General features: G+C 39.2%; 24 protein-coding genes. 17 read left to right on the forward strand and 7 right to left on the reverse strand.

Annotation, left to right across the window (positions count from 1 at the left end; genetic code table 11):
* Window positions 1-159 precede the first annotated feature (159 nt).
* Window positions 160-591, reverse strand: a complete 432-nt coding sequence (locus ANA7108_RS0110205; RefSeq protein ID WP_016950687.1) for an NUDIX hydrolase — start codon at window positions 589-591, stop codon at window positions 160-162.
* Between the two features lie 153 nt (window positions 592-744).
* Between ANA7108_RS0110205 and malQ the strand changes: the two genes are divergently transcribed.
* Window positions 745-2,253, forward strand: a complete 1,509-nt coding sequence (malQ, locus tag ANA7108_RS0110210) for a 4-alpha-glucanotransferase (protein WP_016950688.1) — start codon at window positions 745-747, stop codon at window positions 2,251-2,253.
* A 165-nt stretch (window positions 2,254-2,418) separates the two neighbouring features.
* Here malQ and ANA7108_RS0110215 read toward each other — a convergent pair whose 3' ends face one another.
* Together ANA7108_RS0110215 and ANA7108_RS0110220 are read right to left on the reverse strand one after the other, a co-directional pair.
* On the reverse strand, window positions 2,419-3,231 hold the full coding sequence (locus tag ANA7108_RS0110215) for a RodZ domain-containing protein (RefSeq protein WP_016950689.1): 813 nt from the start codon (window positions 3,229-3,231) through the stop codon (window positions 2,419-2,421).
* Window positions 3,228-4,022 (reverse strand): pseudouridine synthase, encoded by a 795-nt coding sequence (locus tag ANA7108_RS0110220; protein ID WP_016950690.1) that lies wholly within the window; start codon window positions 4,020-4,022, stop codon window positions 3,228-3,230. Before ANA7108_RS0110220 ends, ANA7108_RS0110215 begins: the two co-directional genes overlap by 4 nt.
* Window positions 4,023-4,156: 134 nt before the next feature.
* Between ANA7108_RS0110220 and ANA7108_RS0110225 the strand changes: the two genes are divergently transcribed.
* Window positions 4,157-4,870 (forward strand): DUF2993 domain-containing protein, encoded by a 714-nt coding sequence (locus ANA7108_RS0110225; RefSeq protein WP_016950691.1) that lies wholly within the window; start codon window positions 4,157-4,159, stop codon window positions 4,868-4,870.
* Between the two features lie 120 nt (window positions 4,871-4,990).
* On the opposite strand, the gene ANA7108_RS0110230 is transcribed toward ANA7108_RS0110225, so the two are convergent.
* Both ANA7108_RS0110230 and cbiT read right to left on the reverse strand, forming a co-directional pair.
* Window positions 4,991-5,866, reverse strand: a complete 876-nt coding sequence (locus tag ANA7108_RS0110230; RefSeq protein ID WP_016950692.1) for a phosphatidate cytidylyltransferase — start codon at window positions 5,864-5,866, stop codon at window positions 4,991-4,993.
* Window positions 5,867-5,933: 67 nt separating this feature from the next.
* The gene (gene cbiT, locus ANA7108_RS0110235; RefSeq protein WP_016950693.1) at window positions 5,934-6,536 is read right to left on the reverse strand and encodes a precorrin-6Y C5,15-methyltransferase subunit CbiT; all 603 of its coding nucleotides are present in this window, start codon (window positions 6,534-6,536) and stop codon (window positions 5,934-5,936) included.
* Between the two features lie 179 nt (window positions 6,537-6,715).
* On the opposite strand from cbiT, the gene ANA7108_RS0110240 reads away from it, so the two are divergent.
* From ANA7108_RS0110240 to ANA7108_RS0110270, 7 genes are all read left to right on the forward strand, one after another.
* On the forward strand, window positions 6,716-8,107 hold the full coding sequence (locus ANA7108_RS0110240) for a serine/threonine-protein kinase (RefSeq protein ID WP_016950694.1): 1,392 nt from the start codon (window positions 6,716-6,718) through the stop codon (window positions 8,105-8,107).
* Window positions 8,108-8,204: 97 nt separating this feature from the next.
* A complete protein-coding gene (locus ANA7108_RS0110245) occupies window positions 8,205-9,596 on the forward strand; it encodes a protein kinase (RefSeq protein WP_016950695.1) in 1,392 nt (463 codons plus the stop codon).
* Window positions 9,597-9,635: 39 nt separating this feature from the next.
* The gene (gene tatA / locus ANA7108_RS0110250) at window positions 9,636-9,803 is read left to right on the forward strand and encodes a twin-arginine translocase TatA/TatE family subunit (RefSeq protein ID WP_016950696.1); all 168 of its coding nucleotides are present in this window, start codon (window positions 9,636-9,638) and stop codon (window positions 9,801-9,803) included.
* A 259-nt stretch (window positions 9,804-10,062) separates the two neighbouring features.
* The gene (locus ANA7108_RS0110255) at window positions 10,063-10,503 is read left to right on the forward strand and encodes a hypothetical protein (RefSeq protein ID WP_016950697.1); all 441 of its coding nucleotides are present in this window, start codon (window positions 10,063-10,065) and stop codon (window positions 10,501-10,503) included.
* A gap of 15 nt (window positions 10,504-10,518) precedes the next feature.
* Window positions 10,519-13,716 carry a tetratricopeptide repeat protein gene (locus ANA7108_RS0110260; RefSeq protein ID WP_016950698.1) on the forward strand — a complete coding sequence of 1,066 codons (3,198 nt, stop codon included), beginning with the start codon at window positions 10,519-10,521 and terminating at the stop codon, window positions 13,714-13,716.
* A gap of 79 nt (window positions 13,717-13,795) precedes the next feature.
* Window positions 13,796-14,044: a hypothetical protein gene (locus ANA7108_RS0110265; RefSeq protein ID WP_016950699.1), complete on the forward strand. Its 249-nt coding sequence runs from the start codon at window positions 13,796-13,798 to the stop codon at window positions 14,042-14,044.
* Window positions 14,041-14,493 (forward strand): PIN domain-containing protein, encoded by a 453-nt coding sequence (locus ANA7108_RS0110270; RefSeq protein WP_016950700.1) that lies wholly within the window; start codon window positions 14,041-14,043, stop codon window positions 14,491-14,493. The genes ANA7108_RS0110265 and ANA7108_RS0110270 overlap by 4 nt, the downstream gene beginning before the upstream one ends.
* A gap of 176 nt (window positions 14,494-14,669) precedes the next feature.
* On the opposite strand, the gene cphA is transcribed toward ANA7108_RS0110270, so the two are convergent.
* Window positions 14,670-17,372 carry a cyanophycin synthetase gene (gene cphA, locus ANA7108_RS0110275; protein ID WP_026104098.1) on the reverse strand — a complete coding sequence of 901 codons (2,703 nt, stop codon included), beginning with the start codon at window positions 17,370-17,372 and terminating at the stop codon, window positions 14,670-14,672.
* Window positions 17,373-17,544: 172 nt separating this feature from the next.
* Entirely contained in the window at window positions 17,545-18,408 is an 864-nt protein-coding gene (locus ANA7108_RS0110280) for a cyanophycinase (protein WP_016950702.1), read from the reverse strand.
* Window positions 18,409-19,155: 747 nt separating this feature from the next.
* On the opposite strand from ANA7108_RS0110280, the gene trmD reads away from it, so the two are divergent.
* The 8 genes from trmD to argH all read left to right on the forward strand — a co-directional run bounded on the left by trmD (window position 19,156) and on the right by argH (window position 26,235).
* Window positions 19,156-19,896, forward strand: coding sequence for a tRNA (guanosine(37)-N1)-methyltransferase TrmD (trmD, locus tag ANA7108_RS0110285; RefSeq protein ID WP_026104099.1), 741 nt, complete (start codon window positions 19,156-19,158; stop codon window positions 19,894-19,896).
* Window positions 19,896-20,384, forward strand: a complete 489-nt coding sequence (gene ispF, locus ANA7108_RS0110290) for a 2-C-methyl-D-erythritol 2,4-cyclodiphosphate synthase (RefSeq protein WP_016950704.1) — start codon at window positions 19,896-19,898, stop codon at window positions 20,382-20,384. The genes trmD and ispF overlap by 1 nt, the downstream gene beginning before the upstream one ends.
* 113 nt (window positions 20,385-20,497) lie before the next feature.
* Window positions 20,498-20,983 (forward strand): hypothetical protein, encoded by a 486-nt coding sequence (locus ANA7108_RS0110295; protein ID WP_016950705.1) that lies wholly within the window; start codon window positions 20,498-20,500, stop codon window positions 20,981-20,983.
* A 40-nt stretch (window positions 20,984-21,023) separates the two neighbouring features.
* Window positions 21,024-21,653, forward strand: a complete 630-nt coding sequence (locus tag ANA7108_RS0110300; RefSeq protein WP_026104100.1) for a PIN domain-containing protein — start codon at window positions 21,024-21,026, stop codon at window positions 21,651-21,653.
* Between the two features lie 19 nt (window positions 21,654-21,672).
* Window positions 21,673-23,460 carry an ABC transporter substrate-binding protein gene (locus ANA7108_RS0110305; RefSeq protein WP_016950707.1) on the forward strand — a complete coding sequence of 596 codons (1,788 nt, stop codon included), beginning with the start codon at window positions 21,673-21,675 and terminating at the stop codon, window positions 23,458-23,460.
* A gap of 206 nt (window positions 23,461-23,666) precedes the next feature.
* Window positions 23,667-24,455 carry a nickel pincer cofactor biosynthesis protein LarB gene (larB, locus tag ANA7108_RS0110315; protein ID WP_016950709.1) on the forward strand — a complete coding sequence of 263 codons (789 nt, stop codon included), beginning with the start codon at window positions 23,667-23,669 and terminating at the stop codon, window positions 24,453-24,455.
* A 101-nt stretch (window positions 24,456-24,556) separates the two neighbouring features.
* The gene (locus tag ANA7108_RS0110320) at window positions 24,557-24,763 is read left to right on the forward strand and encodes a hypothetical protein (protein ID WP_016950710.1); all 207 of its coding nucleotides are present in this window, start codon (window positions 24,557-24,559) and stop codon (window positions 24,761-24,763) included.
* Between the two features lie 77 nt (window positions 24,764-24,840).
* The gene (argH, locus tag ANA7108_RS0110325) at window positions 24,841-26,235 is read left to right on the forward strand and encodes an argininosuccinate lyase (RefSeq protein WP_016950711.1); all 1,395 of its coding nucleotides are present in this window, start codon (window positions 24,841-24,843) and stop codon (window positions 26,233-26,235) included.
* Window positions 26,236-26,298: the final 63 nt, after the last annotated feature.

The raw sequence follows: 26,298 nt of genomic DNA on the forward strand, positions 1-26,298 counted from the left end.
GCGGTTCATTTCTCTTACCTCAACCTCGGACAAATCCCATAATGCCGATATTGCCAAGAACCCAGTATAAGCGCAAAAGATTGTATTAAACCTCTTCCCTTCTACCTTCTACGTTCTCTTCAAGACTGTATGCGAACGAGCCTTTGCGGTTCATTTCTCTTACCCCAACCTCGGACGAATCCCATAATGGCGATATTGCCAATAATCGCGCAAAATCCGGTCATGATCAAAACACAAATTCCCAGGAACACACCAAGGCTCAAAAATACCCACACCCTTAGCATCATCACCCGCTAAAGGCTCACCCGTTGCTGTAGCCAAAAACACAATGCTAATTGTATGCTGACGGGGATCACGACTAGGGTCAGAATATACCAACAACTGTTCCACCAACTCCACCTGTAAGCCTATTTCTTCTTGTGCTTCCCGTCGTGCAGCCACTTCCACAGGTTCACCATAATCAACGAAACCACCAGGTAACGCCCAACCCAAAGGCTGATTATGGCGCTCAATTAATATAATCGGTCGATGCGGTCTATCAATTAATTCGATAATAATATCAACAGTTGGTGCAGGATTTCTGTAAGTCATAGAATTTTAGATTTTAGATAGATTTTAGATAGATTTTAGATTTTGTATCAATTCTGTAACTTAACCCCATCTCCCTACGACATACCGTGATAAATTCGTTCGTGTAGCGTTTCCTAGAGATAGAATCGCATCCTGTTATATTTTAGGTTAAATATGCCTTTTCCCAGATCCAGCGGTATTTTGCTGCATCCTAGTTCTTTCCCCAGTCGCTTTGGTATTGGGGATTTAGGTTTAGAAGCTTATCGGTTTATTGATTTTCTCAAAAATAGTTACCAGCAATATTGGCAAGTTTTACCCTTGGGACCGACTGGGTATGGTAATTCTCCTTATATGTGCTACTCAGCAATGGCGGGAAATTACTTTTTAATTAGTCCAGAAAAGCTGGTAGATGAAGGGTTATTAGTTGAAAATGATTTTGGTAATTTACCAAATTTTCCGGCAGATAAGGTAAATTTTGAGCAAGTTATACCCATTAAGGTAAATCTGCTCATCAAAGCTTGCGATAAGTTTAAAAATCACGCGACTGATTTCCAAAAGAAAGCATTTACTGATTTTTGTCGCACCAAAGCCTATTGGCTAGATAATTACGCCTTGTTTATGGCGCTCAAAGATGCCAACAATGGTGCAAGCTGGAACACTTGGGAACCAGAACTAGCGCAGCGTGAATCCGCAGCATTAGCCCAAATTACACAAAAGCTAGAACAGGAAATTTTTTATTACAAGTTTATCCAATACGAGTTTTTTCGTCAGTGGTCAGAACTCAAAAGTTATGCTAACCAAAATGGGATAGATATTATTGGTGATATCCCCATTTATGTGGCTCATGATAGCGCTGATGTGTGGGCTAATCCTGATATTTTTGCTCTAGATGAAGAAACCGGCAAAGCAGCTTTAATGGCAGGTGTCCCACCCGATTACTTTAGCGCTACTGGTCAATTGTGGGGCAACCCGGTCTATAAATGGGAGGAGTTGCAAAAACAAGACTTTAAGTGGTGGGTACAACGCTTTGAAGCAATGCTGGATTATGTGGATATAATTCGTATTGATCACTTCCGGGGATTTGAGGCTTATTGGGCTGTACCTCAAGGGGAAGAAACAGCTATTAATGGTGAATGGATTGAAGCGCCTGGGGTAGCTTTTTTTGAAGTTATTAAACAGAAGTTGGGTAAATTACCAATTTTAGCGGAAGATTTGGGGATTATTACGCCACCAGTGGAAGCCCTGCGGGATCAATTTGAATTTCCCGGTATGAAGGTGTTGCAATTTGGTTTTGGTTCTGATCCTGGTAATCCGTTTTTACCCTTTAATTATCCACGTAATGCTGTAGTTTATACTGGCACTCACGACAATGACACGACTGTAGGCTGGTTTAATAGTGCGAATGATTACGAAAAGCAAAATTTGTTGCTTTATTTGGGTTCTATCAGCCCTGACGGCATACACTGGGATTTGATTAGATTAGCTTTGAGTTCCATTGCCAATCAAGCTATTATTCCTTTACAGGATGTTTTAGGATTGGGAAATCAAGCACGAATGAATTATCCGAGTACGGCTGAGGGTAATTGGGATTGGCGCTATCAAGGTGGGGTTTTAAGTGGGGAATTGTGCGATCGCTTGAAAAATCTTACCAAACTTTACGGACGCGCTCCCAGAAATTCCTGATCAAGCAGTCCTGATGAAGGAGTAATTAAGAGACTTGCAAATAAAAAATATCTCATCGCTTTGATCGTCAGGGGTAGGGGGAGAAAAAGTCATTTTGATTTTGTGAAATTGGATAATTTATTGATTTTTACCCCTTTTACCGCTTGATTTTCTGGTTTACATGGCTCAAGATTTGACTTTAGCTGCAATCCTGACTTCTCCCGCTTTTCCTGGTTTGCCCATTTCCTTCGCTTCTTGCTGATTGACACTCATTAGCACACCACCAGCATTATCTGTTTTAACTGTGAGTTGCTGACTAGCTTTCCAATTTCGGTGAGATCCTTCCGGTAAAACTCCTTCAAATTCTGTTTTACCATCAGCAATGACACGAATCCAAGATGAAGATTTCAGAGTGACTCCAATTTCTACTGTTTGAATATCTGAACTAGGGCTGACAGTATCGCTAACAGGTTGAATTTGCTGTAACTCCTGGGATTGTATCTGTTCTGGTGTTAAACCAGATTGCGTTTGGGACTCGATCTGTAGTTGGTTATTACTGGCTTGGAGAGCTTGATTATTTAATAACTGAGACAAGCTCTTTACTGAACAGATAATCAGGAAAATGTAGAGCAAGTAAAGATGAACAGGACGCAATTGATCAATGGGTTTAGGTTTCCAAGTCGTTGGTAAATTCACTACTTGGGAACCAATCGGAAAAGTACTGGCAAATTCCGCTCCCTTCATACCCAATGCATCAGCAAATTGCCTAATTAAACCTTGAACATAAATGGGTTCTGGTAAATCGTTCAGATCACCTGTTTCAATGGCCTGTAATAGTCGGCGAGGAATTTTAGTCAATAGTACTAATTCGTCTAAAGATAAACCCTGTTCTTGACGCAATGAGGCAAGTTGAAGGCCTAATTGTTGCAATTTTTCGGATTGTTGTTCTTTTATGGAAGGTTCAATAAGCTGTTCATCTTTCCTTCTTAGCCATTTCATGATTTTTCTACACTCCTTAACTCTGCTGACTCTTTAATAGGTATGTGATTTAACTGCTGTTTTAAAAAAATAATCTCTTTTGGTGTGAGATAACGGTAGTTACCTACATCGAAAGATGGTGCTTTTGAACTTTGTAATTGAATTGAGCCTATCGCAGTGCGTTGTAGTTGGATGACTGGATATCCTAATTGTTGAGCTAGGCGACGAATCTGGCGGTTTCTGCCCTCCTGCAAAATAACTTCTAAATAGCTTTGTTGCGGAAGACTTTCAATCAAACTTACCTGGGCTGGTCGTGTTTTTATTCCGTCCAGTATTATGCCTTGTCTCCACCTCTCCAAAACTGCTTCTGGGGGATGTCCTTTAACTAAAACACGATAGGTCTTAGAAATACTATGGCTAGGATGTGTTAGTCCAAATGTCAAGTCTCCATCATTGGTGAGTATTAATGCTCCTGTGGAGTCTGCATCCAAACGGCCAACAGGGTGAATACCCAAACCTGCTTGTAATTTTTTTGGTAATAGATCCAAGACTGTAGGTCTTCCCTGGGGATCATAGCAGGTAGAAACAACTCCGGCTGGTTTATTTAGTAGCAAGTAAATTAAAGCTGGGCGCTGCTTTTGGAACACTGATTTTCCATCAATGGAAATGGTATCTCGTTGAGGATCGACTTTTTGACCTAAATGTGCCAATATCCCGTTGATATGCACTCGTGACTGCTTAATCATTTCCTCGGCTTCACGACGTGAGGCAATGCCCCATTGAGCAATAATTTTTTGTACCCGTGCCTCCATGTGATGATTGCTTCTTCCTTTAATACTGAAACCTTAATAATTGCATTTTGTAGTTAATAGCCCATAAGTGTTACATTTAAGACTTGTTTAAGTTTTCTCAATTTTTGGACGAAAATAGCCGATAGAATTGTTAAATGAGAAATCCAAGTACCTGGATCACAAATGGCAAGAAAATCAGAATTATCACGCAAGTTCTGACAAAAGCGATTAAGCTATGGCTCAAAACGCAATTAAGTCAAGTATCTCAGCTTGATGTAGAAATTAGCGCCAGTGATCGCCAGATTCTTTCTGGGAATATTCCTTCTGTTTCTATTTTTGCTAGTGATGCAATTTATCAAGGTATTCATGTTACGCGTGTTCAACTCTTGGCAGAGAATATACAGATAAACATTGGTTCGGTACTTAAGGGACAACCGTTGCGACTATTAGAAATAGTACCAGTAGTAGCTGAACTAACTGTAGAAGAACGGGATCTTAATCACTCTCTCTCATCTGAATTATTATCGACAACATTAAATGATCTACTGGTTCAACTATTACCAGAACAGTGCCAAAAATCCAAGCCGATTTCTTGGCAGGAAATTACCCTTGACAATCAGCGCTTGATACTGACTGGTCTTTTAGCGTCTGATACTCAACCCACCTTGTTGGAGATGTGTGTGGGTCTGGAGCTAATCAACGGACAAAAACTACAATTAACACAAATTAAAATCGCGCGGGATCAAGAATTACTCTTAGAAAATAATTCTGGATATAATTTTGATCTTGGTTCAGATGTTGATATTCAAGAAGTAACTGTGGTTCCTAGCCAATTACTATGTCGTGGACGAATTAACGTTAACCCCTAACCTAAATAAACCTAAATAAATAATTTACAGCAGATTGGCAGTAAGTCAAGTAGCTTTGGCTTCTGACTCCTGAATTTTTCTGTCTTAGTTATAAGTTACCATTTTTTACTGTTCACAGATTTACAACAACAGAAGTGTGACAAAATAGTAAACCAAAGGGGCTGTAAAAATATAACTATCGGTACGGTCTAAAATACCACCATGTCCAGGTATCAATTGCCCTGAATCTTTGACTCCGGCATCACGTTTGAGTAAAGATTCAGTTAAGTCGCCCAAAAGGCTGGCAATACCGATGAGTAAACCTAGCGCAGAACCTGTGAGTAGGGAATGGGGTAAATCCAGAACATAAGCTCCGACTATACCCACTGTAACACTGGCTGTGATCCCAAAAACTGCTCCTTCTACGGTTTTTTTAGGACTGATGTCAGACAAGGGGGTTTTACCGAAAAACTTACCAATGACATAAGCGCCGATGTCCGCTGCCCAAATACACAAGAAAGTTAAGACTGTAGCCGTTAAACCTTGTGGTAAAGAGGCAAAATTTCCCTGTGTTAAAATATCGTTCCAGTTATTAGGCCAGTAACCACCCAAAGGAATATTGCTGATGCTAAGACTATCGATATCACGCAATCGTACCCAGTAACTCGGTAAGTAACCCACATAAAATAGCCCCATAATTGAAGCAGAAATATCTGCAATCGTTGCTAACTGAGGTTGAAACAGCAGATAAAAACAAATAAGCGTACCAGCTATGGGCATGACTGCATCAGCTAAACTACTATCAAAAGTGCAAATGGCTAGTAAAATTTGACTAACGAACATGGTAGTTTTTGCCGCAGGAGCTATGCCTCTGGCTCGTACCAAATTAAAATATTCCTGTTGACCTAAAAAGACAACAATAGCGATCGCCACTGTGAAGTACCAACCCCCTAATAGAGTTGATGACAGCGCCATAGCGATCGCAATAATTCCACTAATAATTCGAGACCAAGGCATAATAATATGATTTTGGATTTTAGATTTTGGATTTTGGATTCAATCCAAAACCGAAAACCGAACAGATTTAATCTAACTTCTCACCACTGAGAATGAAAATGGGATCAGCAGCCACAAAGGTTTGCGAAAAGCCCCGTGTTTCTAAGCGGTTAACCGCAGACTGCACAACTTCGATATTTCTGGCTCTTAACTGAGAAAAGCTTTGGGAAATAGCATACAGACTTTCTAGATTAGCAGCTGTAGCTACAACTCTTCCGGATGGAGGCAAATAACGCCATGCCACTTGTAAAATTTCCTGGATAGTGCGTCCTCCTTCAATACAGATGCGTTGAGGGGGAAGTTTAATATCGTGTAAACACTCTGGGGCGCTACCTTCCATGACTTCCACATTTTTGACCCCGAAGCGATCGCAGTTACGTTTAATTAAGTTAGCTACTTCTTCATCTCTTTCTACAGCAACTACCCTTCCCTGTGGACAAAGCAACCCCACTTCTACAGGAATTGTACCTGTACCCGCACCAATATCCCATAACACCGAATCTGCTTGTAGTCGCAGTTGGGAAATTAACAACAACCGTAGTTCTCTCGGACTCAGGGGAATACCTGGTAAATTTTCAAATAATTCGTCGGGAATACCGGGAGTAATGTAAGGCCAAAGTTGAGAAGGCATAAGCAATTAAAAATTAAAATTTAAAACTTAAAAATGGAAAACTTAGTTTTGGGGAGCATCCTGGTTCAGGCTGTTTACAATTTAGATGTAGTATTCTGGAATCAGGATACTAACTAAACTTAGTTAATTCAGTCATAAACTAGAGAAAGTTCAGCAACATAACCCTATAAGTAATTATGATGAATAGGGAAATATTGGCAAATCGCTACGAAGTTCAACAGCAGTTAGGTAAAAAGTCAGGACGAAGAACTTTATTAGCACGTGATTTGGTAACTGGTGACTTAGTCATTGTCAAGTTACTTGCTTTTAGTAGCGACTTTGAATGGGATACTCTCAAACTGTTTGAACGTGAAGCCCAAACCTTAAAATCTTTATCACATCCCTCTATATCCCGCTATCTCGACTATTTTGAGGTAAATTCAGCGACTGATCAAGGATTTGCTCTCATCCAAACTTATATCCCAGCCAAAACCTTAGATCAATACTTACAAGCTGGTAGAAAATTTACAGAAATTGAAGTCAAAGAAATTGCTAAGGCAATTCTAGATATTCTCCTTTATCTCCATAATTTACATCCACCCGTTATCCACCGTGATATTAAGCCTAGCAATATTTTATTGGGAGAACGCTCAGGTAATCATGTAGGTCAACTTTATCTTATAGATTTTGGTTCCGTCCAAACCGTTCTGTCCTCAGAAATAGGTACAAAAACTGTTGTCGGGACTTATGGCTATATGCCACAAGAGCAGTTTGGGGGGCGTACTGTTCCTGCTTCTGACCTTTATAGTTTAGGTGCAACTCTGATTTATTTGGTAACGGGTACTCAACCAGCGGATTTACCTCAAAAAGATTTTCGCATTCAATTTGAGCAATTTGCAAACCTTACTCCCAGCTTAACTAAATGGTTCAAACGGATGATAGAACCAGATTTAGCAAAGCGGTTTGCTTCTGCATCTGAAGCACTTACAGCTTTAGAACAACCACAATACACTGATTTTACAGCTTTAACTATTGGGAAACCCGCAGGTAGTAAAATTCAACTCACCAAAAACGAAGACTGTTTAGAAATTATTATTCCACCTGTTGGTTTGCAGCCATCAATGATGTTTTTAGGTTTATTTGCTACTGCTTGGAATTCGTTTATTTTAATTTGGACTATAGGCGCTCTTTCTGCACCTTTTCCTGGCAATATTCCCTTTGCTTTGTTCTCCTTACCTTTTTGGGGTGTAGGTTTTTCAATGATCTACGGTATATTGTATGGTTTATTTGGTAGTTTAAAAATTAGTATAGACTACCAACAAATTTCTCTTAATCATCAGTTGTGGGGCTGGAAAATACCCCGTCGTCGTTATGCCCCTAGAGAAAGTATTTACAAACTTGTTTATACACCCAAATATTTTACTAAAGATGCTGATGGGGATAAAACTCAAGTACCCGCACAATTAGATATTTTGGCTGGAATAGAAAAGTTTGAACTGAGTATTAATGGGAATAATTTAAAATCTGAAGCTGAACTAGAATGGTTAGCTAAAGAATTAAGTGATTGGTTAAATATAGAAATCACCAGTTAGATGTCAAAAATTCAGAAGATTAGAGATTTTAGAATTAGAAAATGTTTAAATCTTAAATCAATTTAGCACAAAAACCAGGGCATGAATTTATAAAATCATGGAAAATATTTTAGCTAATCGGTATATAATTCAGAAGCAGTTAGGCAAAAAAGCCGGCAGACGCACGCTGTTAGCAAAAGACTTAAAAACTGAAGAATTGGTAATTGTGAAGTTACTTTCTTTTGGTAGTGATTTTCAATGGGATGATCTCAAGTTATTTGAGCGAAAAGCCGAAACTTTAAAATCTTTATCCCATCCTTGTATACCTCGTTATTTAGACTATTTTGAAATCAATTCATCTACATTTAAAGGTTTTGCTCTCATCCAAGCTTATATTCCTGCCAAAACCTTAGAGCAATATTTACAAAGTGGTAGAAAATTTACAGAATTAGAAGTTAAACAAATTGGTAAATCTATCCTCAAAATTCTCGTTTATTTACATGGACTGAATCCCCCAGTAATTCACCGCGATATTAAGCCTAGTAATATTTTATTAAGAGACAGAACAGGTAATAATGTAGGTGAAGTTTATCTGATAGATTTTGGCTCAGTACAAACAGTTTTAGCAACAGAAAAGATAGGAACAAGAACTATTGTAGGAACTTATGGTTATATGCCACAGGAACAATTTGGAGGTAGAACTGTTCCCGCTTCTGATCTTTATAGTTTAGGGGCAACATTAATTTATTTAGTGACTGGTTCTCATCCTGCTGATTTACCAGAAAAGGATTTTCGGATTCAATTTGAGGAAGTTGCTAATTTGAGTGAGAATTTTAGTAACTGGTTAAAGTTAATGACTGAACCTAGTTTAGGAAATCGGTTGCGTTCTGTAAATGAAGCAATCACAGCCTTAGATCAACCCCAGTTGTTAAAAAATGCTGCTTTAACTTTCAAAAAACCAACTGATAGTAAAATTAAACTAACTAAAAATAAGGAATTAATAGAAATTATTATTCCGCCCATTGGCTTGAGAATGCCTTCATTTAATGCACTTTTCAGTACTGTATTTTTAGTTTCTATAAGTCAAAGTATAGTACTAGTTCTCCAAGAATTAATAGTAGTTTCTCCATTTTTTAAAATGATAGAAATAATATTTTTTATATTAATATTATCATTGTTGTATAAACTGCTATTTATCTTATTTGGCAGGATGAAATTGCAAATTAATCAACATCAAATTTCCTTAATTCATGAACTATGGGGAACAAAAATAAAATTTTCTAAACCAGCCCTGAAAGAAGATATTTGTCTACTGCAAAGAATCAGAAAATATGCTCATAGAAATTCTGGGTTAACTGCATTACAAATTCAAGCTCAAATTATAATTTGGGCTGGAAAAAGGAAAAAATTTACAATTGGCAATGACAATGACTTGATATCTGAACCAGAACTTGATTGGCTTGCACATGAATTAAGTGAATGGTTAGATATGCCAATCAGGACGGAATAAATTCTATAGTTAATTACAGTACCTAAAGAGGAAAGTTATATGTTTGGATTAGGATGGCCAGAAGTAGTGATTATTGCTGTAGTTGCTATTTTAATTTTTGGAGCGAAGAAAATTCCTGAGTTTGGGAGAGTTTTGGGAAAGAGTTTGAGGAGTTTCCAAGAGGGAATGAAAAAGCCTGATGAAGATGATAATTCAGAACAATCATAATTATCTGAATCAGGATGTCCAGGATTTAAGGATTTACAGGATGAGAATTTTTTTTAAATCAACCTCATCTATTTTTTAATTGTCTGATAGCGAAGCGTGGCGTAGCCATATCAGAATTTACAGGATTTCAGGATTTACAGGATGATGCAGATTTTATTAATTACTCGTTATTAGTCTTATATATTTTTCCGAAATATAGGAAAATACTATTGAAACATCCTTTAAATGCTACCCTAACCCAACTCATGGGGAAATAAATATGACAGATCCAATTACAGCTATAACAGCCAGTGCGATCGCAAATCTAGCCTTCCAAGAATTTATTAAATCAGGATCTGGGGAACTTGCCAAGAAATTTACCACAGATGCGATCGCAAAAATGAACGAACTGCGGAAAACTATTTTAAATAAGCTGCGGGGTAAGTCTCTCAAGGTTGATGAAGCACTGACTAAAGCCGAAAAAGGAGATAGCACAGCTTTACCAACTATCACTAAATATCTAGATGTCGTCATGGAAGAAGACAGCGATTTTGCCGAACAGATCAAAAATATCGCACATCAAATCAATATCGGTAAAATTCAGGATAACAGTAGCATGACACAAAATAATTCTGACAATGCTAGAGGCTGGCAAACTAAAGTAGAAGGAGGCACAGCTTACATTGGGGAAATTCATATCAACGAGAAAAAAGACTCCTAGCAGGAATAATTTGACATGAAAGAAGCGATAGAACAATTATGTCAGATGGCTGTTGAGTTAATTCAGAGTCATCCTCAAGCTAGTCCTGAACAGTTAGCAAAAGACTTGCAGCAAGCCTTAAAAAGCGATTCAGAATTAGCAGCAAGTTTTCGTCAAAGCAATTATGGTAATGCTAAAGGCTTTCAGACATTTGTTACAGGTGGTACAGCCTATATTGGTGATAATTTTCATGTTGATAAAGAAACTTTACAAGCTGTTTTAGAAATTTTCCAGCAACAATACTTTCCTCAGATTCCCACACAACTAAAAGGAAACCCCTTCACACCACCACAACCCCGTGAGGGTGGATTGTTTGGACGTGAAGAAGAATTAACCCAACTCCATCAATTATTGCAAAGTGGTAAAAACGTTTGTGTTGTTTCTGGTATGGGTGGAGTTGGTAAAACTGGACTGGTGCGAGAATATGCCAATTTAACAGAATGTACATCATTCTTTACTGGTGGAGTTTATTATATTGATGCCAGAGATAGACAAAACATGGCTACGGAAATTATCGCTTTGACTAAATGGAGATTTAAAGCCGAGTTACCAGCAAATTTATCTACTCCACAAATGGTTAAGGCTTGTTGGCAACAATGGAAATATCAAACAGAAAATGTATTATTGATTTTTGATGATGTATCTGGTTTAGCTGATAATATCAAAACCTATTTACCACCAAAAGATTTAGTTTCCCTGCGGTTATTGATGACTTCACGGGAAAATCCTGAAACAGATATTATAGAAAAATTAGAACTAAAAGTATTATCAGAAGATGCCGCAAGAATTTTTTTAGGTTCAATTATTGGACAATCACGAATAGATGCAGAACTAGAACAAGCCAAACTGCTTTGTTATGAATTAGGGTATTTGCCTTTAGCTTTAGAACTGGTGGCATATTATTTAGATGATGAAGACTATCAGGAACTAACGCTAGAAAAAATGCGTGGTAAGTTACAAGAAAAAATTAAACACCCTTCATTGTCACCAGAAGAAGTACCGGGAGGAATGCAAGCACAAAGAGGTTTGCAAGCAGCATTTGATTTAAGTTGGGATGAATTGAAACCAGAAGCTAAACATCTCGCTTGTGTTTTGGGAGCATTTGCAGCTTCCCCCGTTTATTGGGGTTTTGTCACAGGTATTTATCAACTTTTGCAAGGTGAATCATTTAATGAGGATAATTTAAAAGACCGTTGGTTAAAATCACTCCGTAAGCTGCATCTGGTGATAACTGTTGGAGAAAATATTTACAATTTACATTTACTTATTCACGACTATTTTAGTGAACACCTCAAACAGCATTCTGACTATGACCAAATCAAACAAATATATTGTGATGTGTTTATTGACGTTGCTGGTAATGTTGATCAATCAAGCAATTTAGAAACATTCAATTTAATTGAAACACATCTCAAAAAGATGATTACTTGGTGTCAAGGCAATGAAAATACTCAACTTGCTTACAGTTTAAATCAATTAGCACTACTGTATGAATCACAAGGGCGGTACAACGATGCTGAACTTCTTTATTTACAATCTTTAAAAATCAGCAAATGCCAACGAGGTGCTGACCATCCCCTTGTCGCTTCCAGTCTCAACAATTTAGCAGGAATATATGAATCACAAGGACGGTATAATGATGCTGAACTTCTTTATTTGCAATCTTTAAAAATCAGAAAACTTCAATTAGATGCTAACCATCCCGATATTGCTACCAGTCTCAATAATTTGGCATTACTATATAAATTACAAGGAAATTACAACGATGCTGAACCTCTGTATTTACAATCTTTAGAAATCAGAAAACGCCAATTAGTTGCTGATCATTCTGATGTTGCACAAAGTCTCAATAATTTAGCAGAACTCTACACTTTACAAGGAAATTACAACGAAGCTGAACCTCTGTATTTACAATCTTTAGAAATCTGTAAACGCCAATTAGGTGCTGACCATCCCAATGTTGCTACCGGTCTCAATAATTTAGCAGAACTGTACAGGTTACAAGGACGGTATAACGAAGCTGAACCTCTTTATTTGCAATCTTCAGAAATCAGAAAACACCAATTAAGTCCTGACCATCCCGATGTTGCACAAAGTCTCAATAATTTGGCACTACTATATGAATCACAAGGACGTTACAACGAAGCTGAACCTCTTTTTTTGCAATCTTTAGAAATCTGGAAATGCCAATTAGGTGCTGACCATCCCGATGTTGCTACCAGTCTCAATAATTTAGCAGTGTTATATGAAACGGAAGGACGTTACAACGAAGCTGAAACTCTTTTTTTGCAATCTTTAGATATCAGAAAACGCCAATTAAGTCCTGACCATCCTGATGTTGCTGACAGTCTCAATAATTTGGCAGAATTGTACAGGTTACAAGGACGTTACAACGAAGCTGAAACTCTTTTTTTGCAATCTTTAGAAATCAAAAAACGCCAACTAGGTACTGAGCATCCCTCTGTAGCTACCAGTCTCAATAATTTGGCATTACTTTATTATTTACAAGGACGTTACAACGAAGCTGAACCTCTTTATTTAGAATCTTTAGAAATCAAAAAACGCCAACTAGGTGCTGACCATCCCTCTGTAGCTACCAGTCTCAATAATTTAGCAGAATTGTATAGAAATCAAGGACGTTACAACGAAGCTGAACCTCTTTGGTTACAATCTTTAGAAATTTGGAAACGCCAATTAGGTGCTGACCATCCTTATGTCGCACAAAGTTTCAATAATTTGGCAGAATTGTATAGAAATCAAGGACGTTACAACGAAGCTGAACCTCTTTATTTGCAATCTTTAGAAATCTGGAAACGCCTATTAGGTGCTGACCATCCCTCTGTTGCTACCAGTCTCAATAATTTGGCATTGTTGTATGAAGCGCAAGGTAAATACTCAGAAGCTGAAGATTTAGCTCAACAAGCATTGGTAATATATAAAACAAGATTAGGCAATGAACACCCTAATACGCAAAACGCAGCAGTTACAGTAAAGTTGCTATATGTAATGAGACTTTTGGGTTGCAATAAGGAAACATTGATTGATATTCTCAAAGCACTTGTACAACAAGCAAATCTTCCCGCACTTAATAATGAAACAGCGTTAACCTTGCTAGAAATGATAGAAAGCAATCCTCAGCTATTGTCATCTATTCGAGAGTTTTTGCAACAGTAAACAGAAGCATCTGATGGCAATACATAAATTATCTTTCTTTACAAAAAGTGTTAATCTGAAAATAACAGGAGGAAAGTATATGACTATAAAAGAGCAATTGATTCATGAAATTGAGCAAGCGCCAGAAAATGTAGTTTCTCAACTACTCAATTTTTTACATCTTCTCCAACTTCAACCACAATTATCTTCCTCAATCACTGAAACAGATGAAAACCTTTTAAATTGCATTGACGGTTTCATGGTCATTAAAGCACAAGGTTCTTTACCGGATATTGATTGGGTTTCATTTGTCCGTGAAGAAAGAATCAACGACCTCACATCACAATGAAAGCACTATTCGACACCAATATTCTAGTTTCAGCTATGATTGAAGCACATCCTAATCACTCTATCAGTCTTCCTTGGATACAAAAAGTCAGAAACAAAAGCATTTCAGGTTACATTTCAACTCATTCTATAGCAGAACTATATGCAGTCATCACACGATTGCCTTTACCCAAACCTCTCAGCACTCAACAAGTTCATGACATTATAATTAATAATATTGCGTCGTTTCATACTGTTGATTTAGAAAGTGCTGACTATTTGCAAGTTTTAAAAAATGTTACGCATCTCAATATTACAGGAGGTGGAATTTATGATGCAATTATTGCTCAAACAGCCATAAAAGCAAATGTAGATATTTTATTGACATTCAACTCTAAACATTTTATAAGACTAGGGAAACATATTTCTCAGTTGGTAAAAGATCCATCTGTGTGGAAATCTGTAACGTAAATAATATGAATTTTTATGAACAACTCCCTACAACAGAAAACTTAATCAAATTAGTAGAAGCAATATCTACCAAAATGATCTTATTGAATAAAAAAATTCCGATGACGAGACGAAACGAGAAGACGAAGAAAAACATTCACAAGTAGAGACGAGTTGATTTGCGTCTCTACTAGTAATTAGAGTAGGGTATTAACCACGGAAGAAGGTGCTACCCCATTTTGGGAATCATTGATATTAGTAGTTGCACTTTGTGGCTGGATTTCTTCCTGTACACCGCGCAATTTAATTAACTTAATTGCCCGGTTAACGCTTTCTGGCAAAATTACCACCAGACTACCATCAGGAGCCATATCTAAGGCTTTATTAATTGCTTCGGTTTCATCAAGGATTGATTCAAAACGACAATTAGGCTTGGCTTGAGTAATACCTTGAGTAATCAAATCAGACGCTGAACCACGTAGACGACCTCTAGTGTCATCATCCTCTTTAATAATGATGTAGTCAAAGATATCTGCTGCTAATTTACCCAGAGTAACAAAATCTTCATCACGGCGATCGCCAGGACCGCCAATTACGCCAATTCTCTGACCAGTTGTCCAGTTGCGAACAAATGATCCCAAGGCTTCATAACTAGCAGGATTATGGGCATAATCTACCAAAGCGTGGTATTTACCCAGATTAAACAGATTCATTCGTCCAGGCGTTTGACTAACTGAAGCGCGGAAAGTCTTTAAGCCGGCACGGATTTGCTCAATAGTGACATTCTGCACGAATGCGGCCAAACTTGCTGCTAAAGCATTAGCAATCATAAATGGCGCTTTTCCACCCATTGTCAAGGGGATATTTTCTGCTCTTTCTATGCGGTGTGTCCAATCACCTTTGACAATTGACAGATAACCATTTTCATAAACTGCTGCCACTCCTCCCTTTTCTATATGCTTTCGCACTAGTTCCGAACTGGGGTTCATGGTGAAGTAAGCAATATTTGCCTTAGTCTTTTCTGACATGGCGGCCACGCGGTTATCATCAGCATTAAGTACCGCATAACCATCAGGGAATACAGCTTCGGCAACTACACTTTTAAGATTGGCTAATTGATCAATGGTTTCTATATCGCCAATCCCCAAATGATCAGCAGCTACGTTCAGCACTACACCGACATTAGCAGATTCAAAACCTAATCCACAGCGAAGAATACCACCACGGGCTGATTCTAATACAGCTACCTCCACAGTTGGGTCTTGGAGGATGACGTGGGCGCTTTGAGGTCCTGTATTGTCTCCGGCCTCTACTAAGTAATCTCCGATATATGTCCCATCTGTAGTCGTATAACCAACCACCTTACCAGTTTGCTTATAAATATGTGCTAACAGGCGAGTAGTAGTAGTTTTACCATTAGTGCCAGTGATACTGAGAATGGGAATACGGCTAGATTGTTCATTAGGGAACAGCATATTCATCACTGCACCAGCGACGTTGCGGGGAATGCCTTGACTAGGGGCAACGTGCATTCGGAAACCAGGGGCGGCGTTAACTTCTACAATTACGCCATCCAATTCTCTGAGGGGACGGCTAATATCAGAGGTGACAATATCAAGTCCGGCAATATCTAAACCGATAATTTTGACTACCCGTTGTGCCAACCAGCGATTTTCAGGGTGAATTTCGTCGGTGCGGTCTACGGCACTACCACCTGTACTCAAATTGGCCGTTGCCCGTAGATAACAAATGGTTCCCTTGGGCGGCACACTGTTGAGATTGTAACCTTGTCTTTCTAGCAGCTGGTAGCTGGTGCGGTCTAATTCAATTTTGGTGAGGACATTATCATGACCTTCACCACGATTAGGATCAAGGTTTATTTCTTCAATCAGTTCGGCAATGCTGGATCTACCATTGCCAACAACATGGGCTGGTACACGTTCAGCCACTGCGACTACTTTGCCATCTACGACTAGTACCCTGTGGTCGCGCCCGACATAATAGCGCTCCACAATGATAGAGCGGGAAACTTGTCTGGCCATCTCGTATGCCGCTTCCGCTTCATCCCAACTTCTGATATCAATGGTAATGCCGCGCCCATGATTACCATCTAGGGGTTTAATAACGATGGGATAACCGCCAACTTGCTCAATGGATTCTTCTAAATCATCCAAGAAGTTGATTACTGTACCTCTAGGTACTGGCACACCATTAGCAGCCAGGATGCGTTTAGTGGCTTCTTTGTCGCAAGCTAGTTCTACTGCCAGAATGCCTGTGTTATCGCTCATTGTGGCCTGCATTCGCTTCTGGTTAACGCCGTAGCCTAACTGAATCAGAAAGCGTGCAGCTAAGGGCATCCAAGGAATGCCTCTTTTTTCTGCCTCTTTGATAATTGCTTCTGTAGAAGGACCTAAAGACGCATCACGCAAAAAGTCCTTCAGGTCTTGGATATCTTGTTCTAATTCTGCCTTGGGATAACGACCTCGATCAACAATACTTTGACATAGCCGAACTGCGGCACGTCCCGCATAGCGTCCAGCTTCCTCATTCAGGTACTCAATTACCACCTGGAAAATTCCAGGTGTAGCAGTTTCGCGCGTGCGACCAAAACCTACGTGCATTCCAGCTAGTTCTTGGAGTTCTAGAGCTACGTGTTCCACGATATGGCCCATCATTGTGCCTTCTCGTACCCGCATCAAAAAACCACCTCGACAGCCAGGCGAACAATAGTGACCTTCCAGACTTGGCAGCGCCTCAACTAATCCTTCATAAAAGCCAGGTATTTCATTCGAGGGCGTTTCGGCAAGGTTTTCTAGATCGAGGCGCATGACGATCAGCTTGTGGCGTCGAATGCTCCAGTAGTTTGGGCCGCGTAAGGTCTGGATCTTGAGGATTCTCATGGGAATAGGTAGATGGAGATTCGGAACCAAAATTCTAGTTTCTTACTGGAATTGACCGCTAAACTGTTTGTCATGAACAGTTTTTTCTTTTCAGATAGTACTCATTTAATTCTTTTTGCAGCAGTAAATAAATGTGCGGTCAACTCAGTGTAACCTCAGATACTCTATCCCGTCAGCTGGAGATCCGATGCACAGCAGGTAATACAGTACGTTGATATAGATGGAATCGATCTCCGTAACTGAGGATATGTAAACGTAAATTGTGTACTGTTAAAGGCTCATTGGCGCTGACATGAGGTTCGTTGGTATGGGTGAGTTCTGTGGGGTCAACAATGGTAACACTGCCTTTGCCCACGACTTGTAGCCAACCATCACGCTCAAATACAGCACAGGTATCTTCGTCAATGCCAATGCCTAGACGATCAGGATGAGCAGCGATCGCACTTACTAATCTTCCCATGCGATTACGGTTGTGAAAGTGTTGATCTACGATCACTTCGGGAATAAATCCCAAACCTGTTGCCATATCGACTAGAGAACGATTTGGTGTTTCACCACTACCACCACCTGCAATCATATGATGTCCCATGACAGCTGCCCCCGCACTAGTTCCTGCAAGGGTTAGTTGTCCTGCCCTTACCCGTTGTCGGATAATTTCCATTGCTGGTGTATCTGACAGAACTCCACAGAGCCGCAATTGGTCTCCTCCGGTTAAAAAGACTCCCGTGCAGGCTTCGAGGGCTGCTTTAATCTGGGGATTTTCGCATTGTTCCCGTTCACGAATGTCTAAAATCTCCACCTTTTCAGCACCCATTTCTTCAAAAATGCGAATATACCGACCACCGATGATAGCGGGTTCGCGGGAGGCTGATGGAATAATTGTAATATACGCCTTGTTAGCGCCAGCACGACCAAAAAAAGTTCGTAGGATATCGCGTCCATGAACTTTGTCTTCTGCGCCTCCGATAACCAGAACGGCGGTTTTTGTTGCTTGGGGTGTCCTCATTTCCAGCGATTTAGCTTTTAATTGCTGCATTGTGTTTCTCCTGTCAACAACTTCAGGAGCCATCGCCTTGGACGGTGAGTGCAGCCACACGTGCGGTGAAGCAGCCCGATCTTGGGGTTTCCCCAAGTAGAGGGACTGCTGAACCCGTAAGGGCTTTGCCGCCGAGTGGACTGCCGAACCCAAAGGGGTTTCCCGGCTTTTGGCGAATGGCGTGTGAATTTAACAAGGTTTAGTAGCTTGTTGATTTTCGCCTTTTGATTCTTCGAGAGGACACTGCTTGACGCACACGATACCTCAGCCGAATCATGTCCGTTGCTGTTCCTCATCGCCACCGCCTTGTTTTTCACCTATCCACTTGCTTCAGACTGGCTTTCTTATTGCTTGGGGTTAGGTTTCCCCTCTGGATTGGGGCAAGCAGGTCTTGACACTCTTCATTCTGAGGCTGGCTCGACGCATCCTGGAAGTTGTTAACTTTGGTGGGATTATTAATTTAAATTTAGTTGTGACAATATTTAAACATAAATTAAGTAATTAGAAAAACTTTTGATCCCACCAAAAAACCAATACTTCTGGTACTTTTAGATACTATTGATGAAGTTTAACTCCTGTTTTACCTCTTTCTGACTTGAAGGGATCTGGGAATATGGATCTGTGAACCGGTGAAAATTATACTAATCACTGCTCAGTTATTACTCGTTCCCCGCCCGAACTGGGATAATTTAGCAATTTACGTTAAATATTCCCATCTAAGATTACTGTCCTTGCATACGAATTACTGTGCGTTTTGATATAGTTACGCTTTTTCCTGAATGTTTTCTCTCGGTTCTGAGTTCTGGTCTTTTGAGCAAAGCTTTGGCTAAACAGATTGCTCAAGTACATCTTGTCAACCCTAGGGACTTTACCACTGATAAACATCGGAAGGTAGATGATGAACCTTATGGCGGTGGCGTAGGTATGCTAATGAAGCCTGAGCCGATTTTTGCTGCTGTGGAGTCGCTGCCGATTCTACCCCGTCGAGAAGTGATTTTGATGAGTCCCCAAGGTCAAACGATGGATCAGCCCTTGCTGCGCGAATTAGTGACCAATTACGACCAATTGATTGTGATTTGTGGACATTATGAAGGGGTTGATGACAGAGTACTGAATTTAGTTACTCGTGAGGTGTCTTTAGGCGATTTTATTCTCACTGGTGGAGAAATTCCTTCTATGGCTTTAATTAATGGGGTAGTCCGTCTACTACCAGGAACTGTGGGGAAGGTAGAATCTCTCAAAGCCGAAAGTTTTGAAGAAGGGTTATTGGATTTTCCCCAATATACTCGTCCAGCAGATTTTCGTGGGTGGAAAGTTCCAGATGTGTTATTGAGTGGTAATCATGCAGAAATTGCTAAGTGGCGTTTCCAACAACAAATTCAACGTACTGCTTCCCGTCGTCCCGATTTGCTCTCAAAATGGCAAGAAGAAAGGGAAGAGGTAACAGGTGACAGAGAGGAAAACAGGGTGCAGAGGAGAAATGACTAATGACTATCAACATCAGAATTGGTAATGGCTATGATATTCACCGCTTGGTGAGCGATCGCAATTTAATTTTAGGCGGTATTCACATTCCCCATGAATTGGGTTTATTAGGACACAGTGATGCTGATGTGCTAACTCATGCCATTATAGACGCGATGCTAGGCGCTTTATCTTTAGGGGACATTGGTCATTATTTCCCCCCTACTGATCCCCAATGGGCTGGGGCTGATAGTTTAGTATTATTAACTCAAGTACATCAGCTAATTCGTGATCAAGGTTGGAAAATAGGCAATATTGATTCTGTAATTGTGGCTGAACGTCCCAAATTAAAACCGCATATTACTAAAATGCGGGATAAATTAGCAGCAGTTTTAGAAGTCGAACCAAATCAAATTGGTGTGAAAGCTACCACGAATGAAAAATTGGGACCAACTGGGCGAGAAGAAGGTATTTGTGCTTATGCTGTAGTTTTGTTGGTGGCTGGTGATTAAATTTTAAGTATTTATCCAACCAAACCATTGACTAATCATTTGCATTAAAATCAATGCTTGAATGCTAAAGATATATACATATATACTTAGTTAATTGAGGAGAAAATCATCCTATGCTAAATCAAAACTTAGGAGATGTAGATATTCCCGATTTAATCGCTTTAGATAAACATGGAAACAGCATTCTCGTTGGTAAAATTAGAGGTTTTCCTTTTAAGTACCCACATAACCATATAGGAAATGATCTTGGGCGCATGATTGAGAACTGGCAACCGTCAGTCAGAGAAAAAGTTGAATTTGCTATGTTTGTTGATTTAGAAGCTATTCTCATCTTTAAATGGAATGGTCACGAATTTTCAGAAATTATCAATTTTAATACAAATGAGATTTTTAATTATTACGATTCAAGCTTCAGTAATAAAAGGATATTTAGTCTGTATCTTACAGGACTTACGGAAGGTTGGATTCGTGATTTAGCTTATCATTGGAAATCAGAAATACCACCGAAATTTAAAGAAATTGATGAAATTGGTTTGTTGAAGCTTTTAGAAGATGGAGATACTACAACCCTTAGTAAAGGGATGCTTTTAAACAGTTGATAACTAATATAAATAACTTGCTAGATCAAGGTGAATTCAAGTGCTTATACTTTACATTGAAACTAATTTTTTGATGGCTGTCGCTAAAGGACAAGATTTAAAAGCAGAAGATTTATTGCGAGATATTTCTTCATCAATTCGCATAGTTATACCAGATGTTTGTTATATTGAATCTCTTACTACATACAAAATAGATAAAAGAAAACGCTTAGAGTTTCAAGAAGAAATGGATAAACAGATTAAGGAATTAAACCGTGATAAGACATCTAATTATGCTAGATTATTTATGGGTAATTTAGGTGAAGCGCGTATAAATAATGAACTATTAATTAATGATATTCAAGATAGACTTTTCACTACTATTGATCAGCTTCTGAATAATGCAGAATTAATAAATTTAAATAAAAATTTAATTCAGAATATTGCAGAAACAACTATTTTTCAACCAGAAGCATGGTTAATTAAAAATGATATCATGGATAATTTAATACTAGAATGTATCCTAGATCATGCCCAATTACATACTCAAGAAGATAAAGCATTTATTAGTAATAATAGTAAGGACTTTGGTAAACCTGAAATTAAAGCAGTTTTAAGCAATGCTGGAATTAAATATTTTACAACCACGCAGGATTTTCTCAATTGGTTCAATTCTCGTTCATCAAACTAAATAATTAACTATTAAAACTATGTTATCTACTAAAAAGATATTTCATCACACAAAACGCATTTTTTTATTAATAACTATCATTGCATTTACAGCAATATCAATTACGGCTTGCAACCCAACTAAACTGAAAATAAATGCTGCTCAAATACCTCAAATAGTAACTAGCATTCTCAGCGATCCAAAAACATTTAACTATGCGCTAAATTCGGAATCTCCCAACATTTTTGGTTGGACTTATGAAGGATTAACTACAGAAAACTATGAAACTGGTAAAATTGAGCCAGCTTTAGCTGAATCATGGCAAATTTCTGATGACAAATTAAAAATTGTTTTTACTTTACGTGAGAATCTCAAATGGTCTGATGGCAAACCACTAACAGTTGATGATGTAGTGTTTACTTATAACGATATTTATCTCAATGAAGATATTCCTACTGATATTAGAGACACACTTAAGATTGGCGAAAATCGGAAGTTGATTGCCGTAAGAAAAGTTGATAATCGACGAGTTGAGTTTACTGTTCCAGAACCATTTGCACCATTTTTGCGTAGTGCTACGGCTTATGGCATTTTACCAGCCCATGCTCTGAAAGAATCAATCAAAACAAAAGATAACGAGGGTAAACCAAAATTTTTGACAAAATGGGGTGTGGATACTCCCCCAGAACAAATAATTGTTAATGGAGCTTATAAACTAGAACGCTATGATACTAGTCAACGTATAATTTTTCGCCGAAACCCCTATTACTGGCGCAAGGATGCTCAAGGTAATCCCCAACCTTATATTGAAAGGATAGTTTGGCAAATTGTCGAATCAACAGATACTTCCTTACTGCAATTTCGTTCTGGTGGATTAGATGCTGTGGGTGTGTCTCCTGATTACTTTTCTCTGCTAAAAGTTCAAGAGAAACAAGGGAATTTCAAAATATATAATGGTGGACCTAGTTCCAGTACAACATTTTTATTCTTTAATTTGAATAAAGGAAAAAGGAATGGTAAACCTCTAATTGATCCAGTTAAGTCACGTTGGTTTAATACAGTAGAATTTCGGCAAGCTGTAGCCTATGCAATTGACAGGCAAACAATGATTAATAATACTTTTAGAGGCTTAGGTAAATTACAAAATTCACCGATTTATGAAAAAAGTCCCTATTATTTATCACCTCAATCTGGGCTAAAAATTTACGATTTTAATCTAAGTAAAGCCAAGGAAATGTTAATTAAAGGAGGATTTAAATATAATAAACAAGGTCAAGTTTTAGATGCTCAAGGTAATATTGTTCGCTTTACTTTAATTACCAATGCTGGGAACAAAATTCGTGAAGCGATGGGATCACAAATTAAACAAGACTTGAGCAAAATTGGCATTCAAGTTGATTTCACCCCAATGGCATGGAATACATACATAGATAAGATTTCCAACACCTTAGACTGGGATGCTGGTTTAATAGGATTTGGTGCTGGGTTAGAACCTAATGATAGTGCTAATCTTTGGTCTCCAGATGGTGGATCTCATTTATTTAATCAAAAACCACAAGCAGGACAAAAGCCAATTCAAGGTTGGGAAGTTGCTCCTTGGGAAGCAGAAATTGGTCAACTGTATATTCAAGGTGCAAAAGAGTTAGATGAAGAAAAACGCAAGGTGATTTATGCGAAAACCCAGCAGATTACCCAAGAATATTTGCCAACAATTTATTTAGTAAACCCTTATTCGTTGGTAGCACTACGCAATCGCTTGGAAGGGATAAAATTTTCTGCCCTTGGTGGTCTTTTCTGGAATATTTATGAAATTAAAATTACAAAATAGGTGACAGGTGAACCAGCGCGGTCTTGGGGGTTTCCCCCATTAGCGACTGGTGAACCCGAAGGGTGACAGGTGACAGGGAGCAAGCAGGGAGCAGGGAGCAGGGGAGGAATGAGTAATGACCAATCACCAATCACCAATCACCAATCACCAATCACCAATCACCAAAAAATCAATCCAAAATCCAAAATCCAAAATCCAAAATTGTAATGACTCAACCCGAAGCATTGCGATCGCTCTTAGAAGCCGTTGCCAATGGTAAAGTAACCCCAGAGATGGCATTAGACTCTCTCAAAGACCTAACCTATGAATCTGTAGGTGACTTTGCTAAAATCGATCACCATCGTCAGTTAAGAACTGGTTTCCCAGAAGTGATTTGGGGTCCCGGTAAAACACCTGATCAAATTGCTCAAATTATGGAAGTTATGCGTCAGCGTGGTTCTGTAGTCATGGCCACCCGCATTTCTCCTGATGTTTATGCCGCACTACAAAAAAAGGTGCGGGAACTGCAATACTTTGAGTTGGCGAGAATTTGTGCCATAAATCCCTCAGTAATTGAACCTAGATTTCCTGGCAAAATTGCCATTCTCTCCGCTGGTACTGCTGATTTACCAGTAGCGGAAGAAGCCGCAGTCACAGCGGAACTTTCTGGTTTTCTTGTCCAGCGTCTTTGGGATGTTGGTGTAGCCGGGATTCACCGCTTACTCAATAATCGCCACCTAATTGATTCAGCATCAGTATTAATAGTTGTAGCGGGAATGGAAGGCGCTTTACCCAGTGTCGTCGCAGGTTTAGCAGACTGTCCCGTGATTGGGGTTCCCACAAGCATTGGCTATGGTGCGAGTTTTTCTGGTTTAGCACCTCTATTAACAATGCTCAACTCTTGTGCAGCTGGCATAGGTGTAGTCAATATTGATAATGGCTTTGGTGCGGCAGTTTTAGCAGGACAAATTTTGCGGACTTCAGAGAAATTACGCTTGGCATCAAAAACATCTTAAGGTTATGACATTAAACTATTCAGGGTAAAAAATGAGTATTATCGCTTAAACTTTAGATGTCATCTGCTACTCTTAACTGAAAAACTCAGCCCAAAATAAACATGACCTACTTGAGTGATTCCATATCTCAGCTAATTTGGCATTTGCCTGTAGATATCACTTTCCTAGCTCAACAAGTTCGTGATGCTGATCTTATGGGTCAGATCCAACGAAATTGGAGCCACTTTGTCCAAAGCGGACAAATTTGGGCTTTATTGATTGGTTTGATTATTGGCTATATGCTCAAAAGCTTGACTAGTTACGGTTAAATTGATTTTAGATTTTAGATTTTGGATTTATCATCAATCCGAAATCTAAAATTGTTTTTTCCTCTTTCTTCAGATTTATGACCGAAAAACAAACTTGGAGCCAGCGATTTGAATCCGCACTGCATCCAGCAATCGCTCGTTTTAATGCCAGTATCAGTTTTGATATCGAATTAATCGAATATGACATCACTGGTTCCCAAGCTCATGCCAAAATGCTGGCTCACACGGGGATTATTTCCCCAGGAGAAGGAGAAGCACTAGTTACAGGGTTAGAACAAATTCGTCAAGAATACCGCCAAGACAAATTTCAACCTGGTATTGATGCCGAAGATGTACATTTTGCTGTTGAAAAGCGACTGACAGAAATTGTTGGTGATGTTGGTAAAAAGCTACATACAGCCCGCTCTCGCAATGACCAAGTAGGTACTGATACCAGACTCTACCTCCGTGACCAAATTCAACAAATTCGCCAATATTTACGGGAATTTCAAACTGTTTTACTTGACATAGCTGAACAGCACGTTGAAACCCTGATTCCTGGTTATACTCACCTACAACGCGCCCAACCGCTAAGTTTAGCTCACCATCTGTTGGCATATTTTCAAATGGCGCAACGAGACTGGGAACGCTTGGAAGATGTTTATAGCCGAGTGAATATCTCACCTTTGGGGTGTGGTGCTTTAGCGGGAACTACTTTCCCTATTGACCGCCATTACACAGCGGAACTATTAAAGTTTGATAGAGTTTATGCTAACAGCTTAGATGGAGTGAGCGATCGGGATTTTGCCATTGAGTTTCTCTGTGCAGCAAGTTTGATCATGGTTCACCTCAGCCGACTGTCAGAAGAAGTCATCCTGTGGTCATCAGAAGAATTTCGCTTTGTCACTCTCAAAGATAGCTGTGCCACTGGTTCCAGTATTATGCCCCAAAAGAAAAACCCTGACGTACCAGAATTAGTGCGCGGTAAAACAGGGCGTGTCTTTGGACATCTTCAGGCAATGTTGGTGATTATGAAGGGACTACCACTGGCCTACAACAAAGACTTGCAAGAAGACAAAGAAGGGATTTTTGACAGCGTTAACACCGTTAAAGCCTGTCTAGAAGCAATGACTATTTTATTACGAGAAGGTTTAGAATTTCAGACCCAGCGCTTGGCAGCAGCAGTAACAGAAGACTTTTCTAATGCCACTGATGTAGCAGATTATTTAGCCGCACGGGGTGTACCTTTCCGAGAAGCTTATAATCTCGTGGGCAAAGTCGTAAAAACTAGTATAGCTGCTGGTAAACTACTCAAGGATTTGCAGTTAGAAGAATGGCAACAACTACATCCAGCATTTGCCGCTGATATTTATGAAGCAATTTCTCCGCGTCAAGTAGTTTCTGCCCGCAACAGTTACGGTGGTACTGGCTTTAACCAAGTTAGACAAGCGCTGATTACTGCCCGTACCCAAGTAAGTACTGAGTATTTGTAAATCTAAACTTGGCAATCAGGATTAAATTCAACTAATAAAAATTAGGGTGTACGTTTGTACACC

This window comes from Anabaena sp. PCC 7108, from assembly GCF_000332135.1.
Lineage (GTDB): Bacteria > Cyanobacteriota > Cyanobacteriia > Cyanobacteriales > Nostocaceae > Anabaena.

Excerpts from the sequence above, each read along its gene's own strand:
- ANA7108_RS0110205 (WP_016950687.1), bottom strand. The coding sequence starts at position 591 with ATGACTTACAGAAATCCTGCACCAACTGTTGATATTATTATCGAATTA.
- malQ (WP_016950688.1), top strand. The coding sequence starts at position 745 with ATGCCTTTTCCCAGATCCAGCGGTATTTTGCTGCATCCTAGTTCTTTC.
- ANA7108_RS0110215 (WP_016950689.1), bottom strand. The coding sequence starts at position 3,231 with ATGAAATGGCTAAGAAGGAAAGATGAACAGCTTATTGAACCTTCCATA.
- ANA7108_RS0110220 (WP_016950690.1), bottom strand. The coding sequence starts at position 4,022 with ATGGAGGCACGGGTACAAAAAATTATTGCTCAATGGGGCATTGCCTCA.
- ANA7108_RS0110225 (WP_016950691.1), top strand. The coding sequence starts at position 4,157 with ATGAGAAATCCAAGTACCTGGATCACAAATGGCAAGAAAATCAGAATT.
- ANA7108_RS0110230 (WP_016950692.1), bottom strand. The coding sequence starts at position 5,866 with ATGCCTTGGTCTCGAATTATTAGTGGAATTATTGCGATCGCTATGGCG.
- cbiT (WP_016950693.1), bottom strand. The coding sequence starts at position 6,536 with ATGCCTTCTCAACTTTGGCCTTACATTACTCCCGGTATTCCCGACGAA.
- ANA7108_RS0110240 (WP_016950694.1), top strand. The coding sequence starts at position 6,716 with ATGAATAGGGAAATATTGGCAAATCGCTACGAAGTTCAACAGCAGTTA.
- ANA7108_RS0110245 (WP_016950695.1), top strand. The coding sequence starts at position 8,205 with ATGGAAAATATTTTAGCTAATCGGTATATAATTCAGAAGCAGTTAGGC.
- tatA (WP_016950696.1), top strand. The coding sequence starts at position 9,636 with ATGTTTGGATTAGGATGGCCAGAAGTAGTGATTATTGCTGTAGTTGCT.
- ANA7108_RS0110255 (WP_016950697.1), top strand. The coding sequence starts at position 10,063 with ATGACAGATCCAATTACAGCTATAACAGCCAGTGCGATCGCAAATCTA.
- ANA7108_RS0110260 (WP_016950698.1), top strand. The coding sequence starts at position 10,519 with ATGAAAGAAGCGATAGAACAATTATGTCAGATGGCTGTTGAGTTAATT.
- ANA7108_RS0110265 (WP_016950699.1), top strand. The coding sequence starts at position 13,796 with ATGACTATAAAAGAGCAATTGATTCATGAAATTGAGCAAGCGCCAGAA.
- ANA7108_RS0110270 (WP_016950700.1), top strand. The coding sequence starts at position 14,041 with ATGAAAGCACTATTCGACACCAATATTCTAGTTTCAGCTATGATTGAA.
- cphA (WP_026104098.1), bottom strand. The coding sequence starts at position 17,372 with ATGAGAATCCTCAAGATCCAGACCTTACGCGGCCCAAACTACTGGAGC.
- ANA7108_RS0110280 (WP_016950702.1), bottom strand. The coding sequence starts at position 18,408 with ATGCAGCAATTAAAAGCTAAATCGCTGGAAATGAGGACACCCCAAGCA.
- ispF (WP_016950704.1), top strand. The coding sequence starts at position 19,896 with ATGACTATCAACATCAGAATTGGTAATGGCTATGATATTCACCGCTTG.
- ANA7108_RS0110295 (WP_016950705.1), top strand. The coding sequence starts at position 20,498 with ATGCTAAATCAAAACTTAGGAGATGTAGATATTCCCGATTTAATCGCT.
- ANA7108_RS0110305 (WP_016950707.1), top strand. The coding sequence starts at position 21,673 with ATGTTATCTACTAAAAAGATATTTCATCACACAAAACGCATTTTTTTA.
- larB (WP_016950709.1), top strand. The coding sequence starts at position 23,667 with ATGACTCAACCCGAAGCATTGCGATCGCTCTTAGAAGCCGTTGCCAAT.
- ANA7108_RS0110320 (WP_016950710.1), top strand. The coding sequence starts at position 24,557 with ATGACCTACTTGAGTGATTCCATATCTCAGCTAATTTGGCATTTGCCT.
- argH (WP_016950711.1), top strand. The coding sequence starts at position 24,841 with ATGACCGAAAAACAAACTTGGAGCCAGCGATTTGAATCCGCACTGCAT.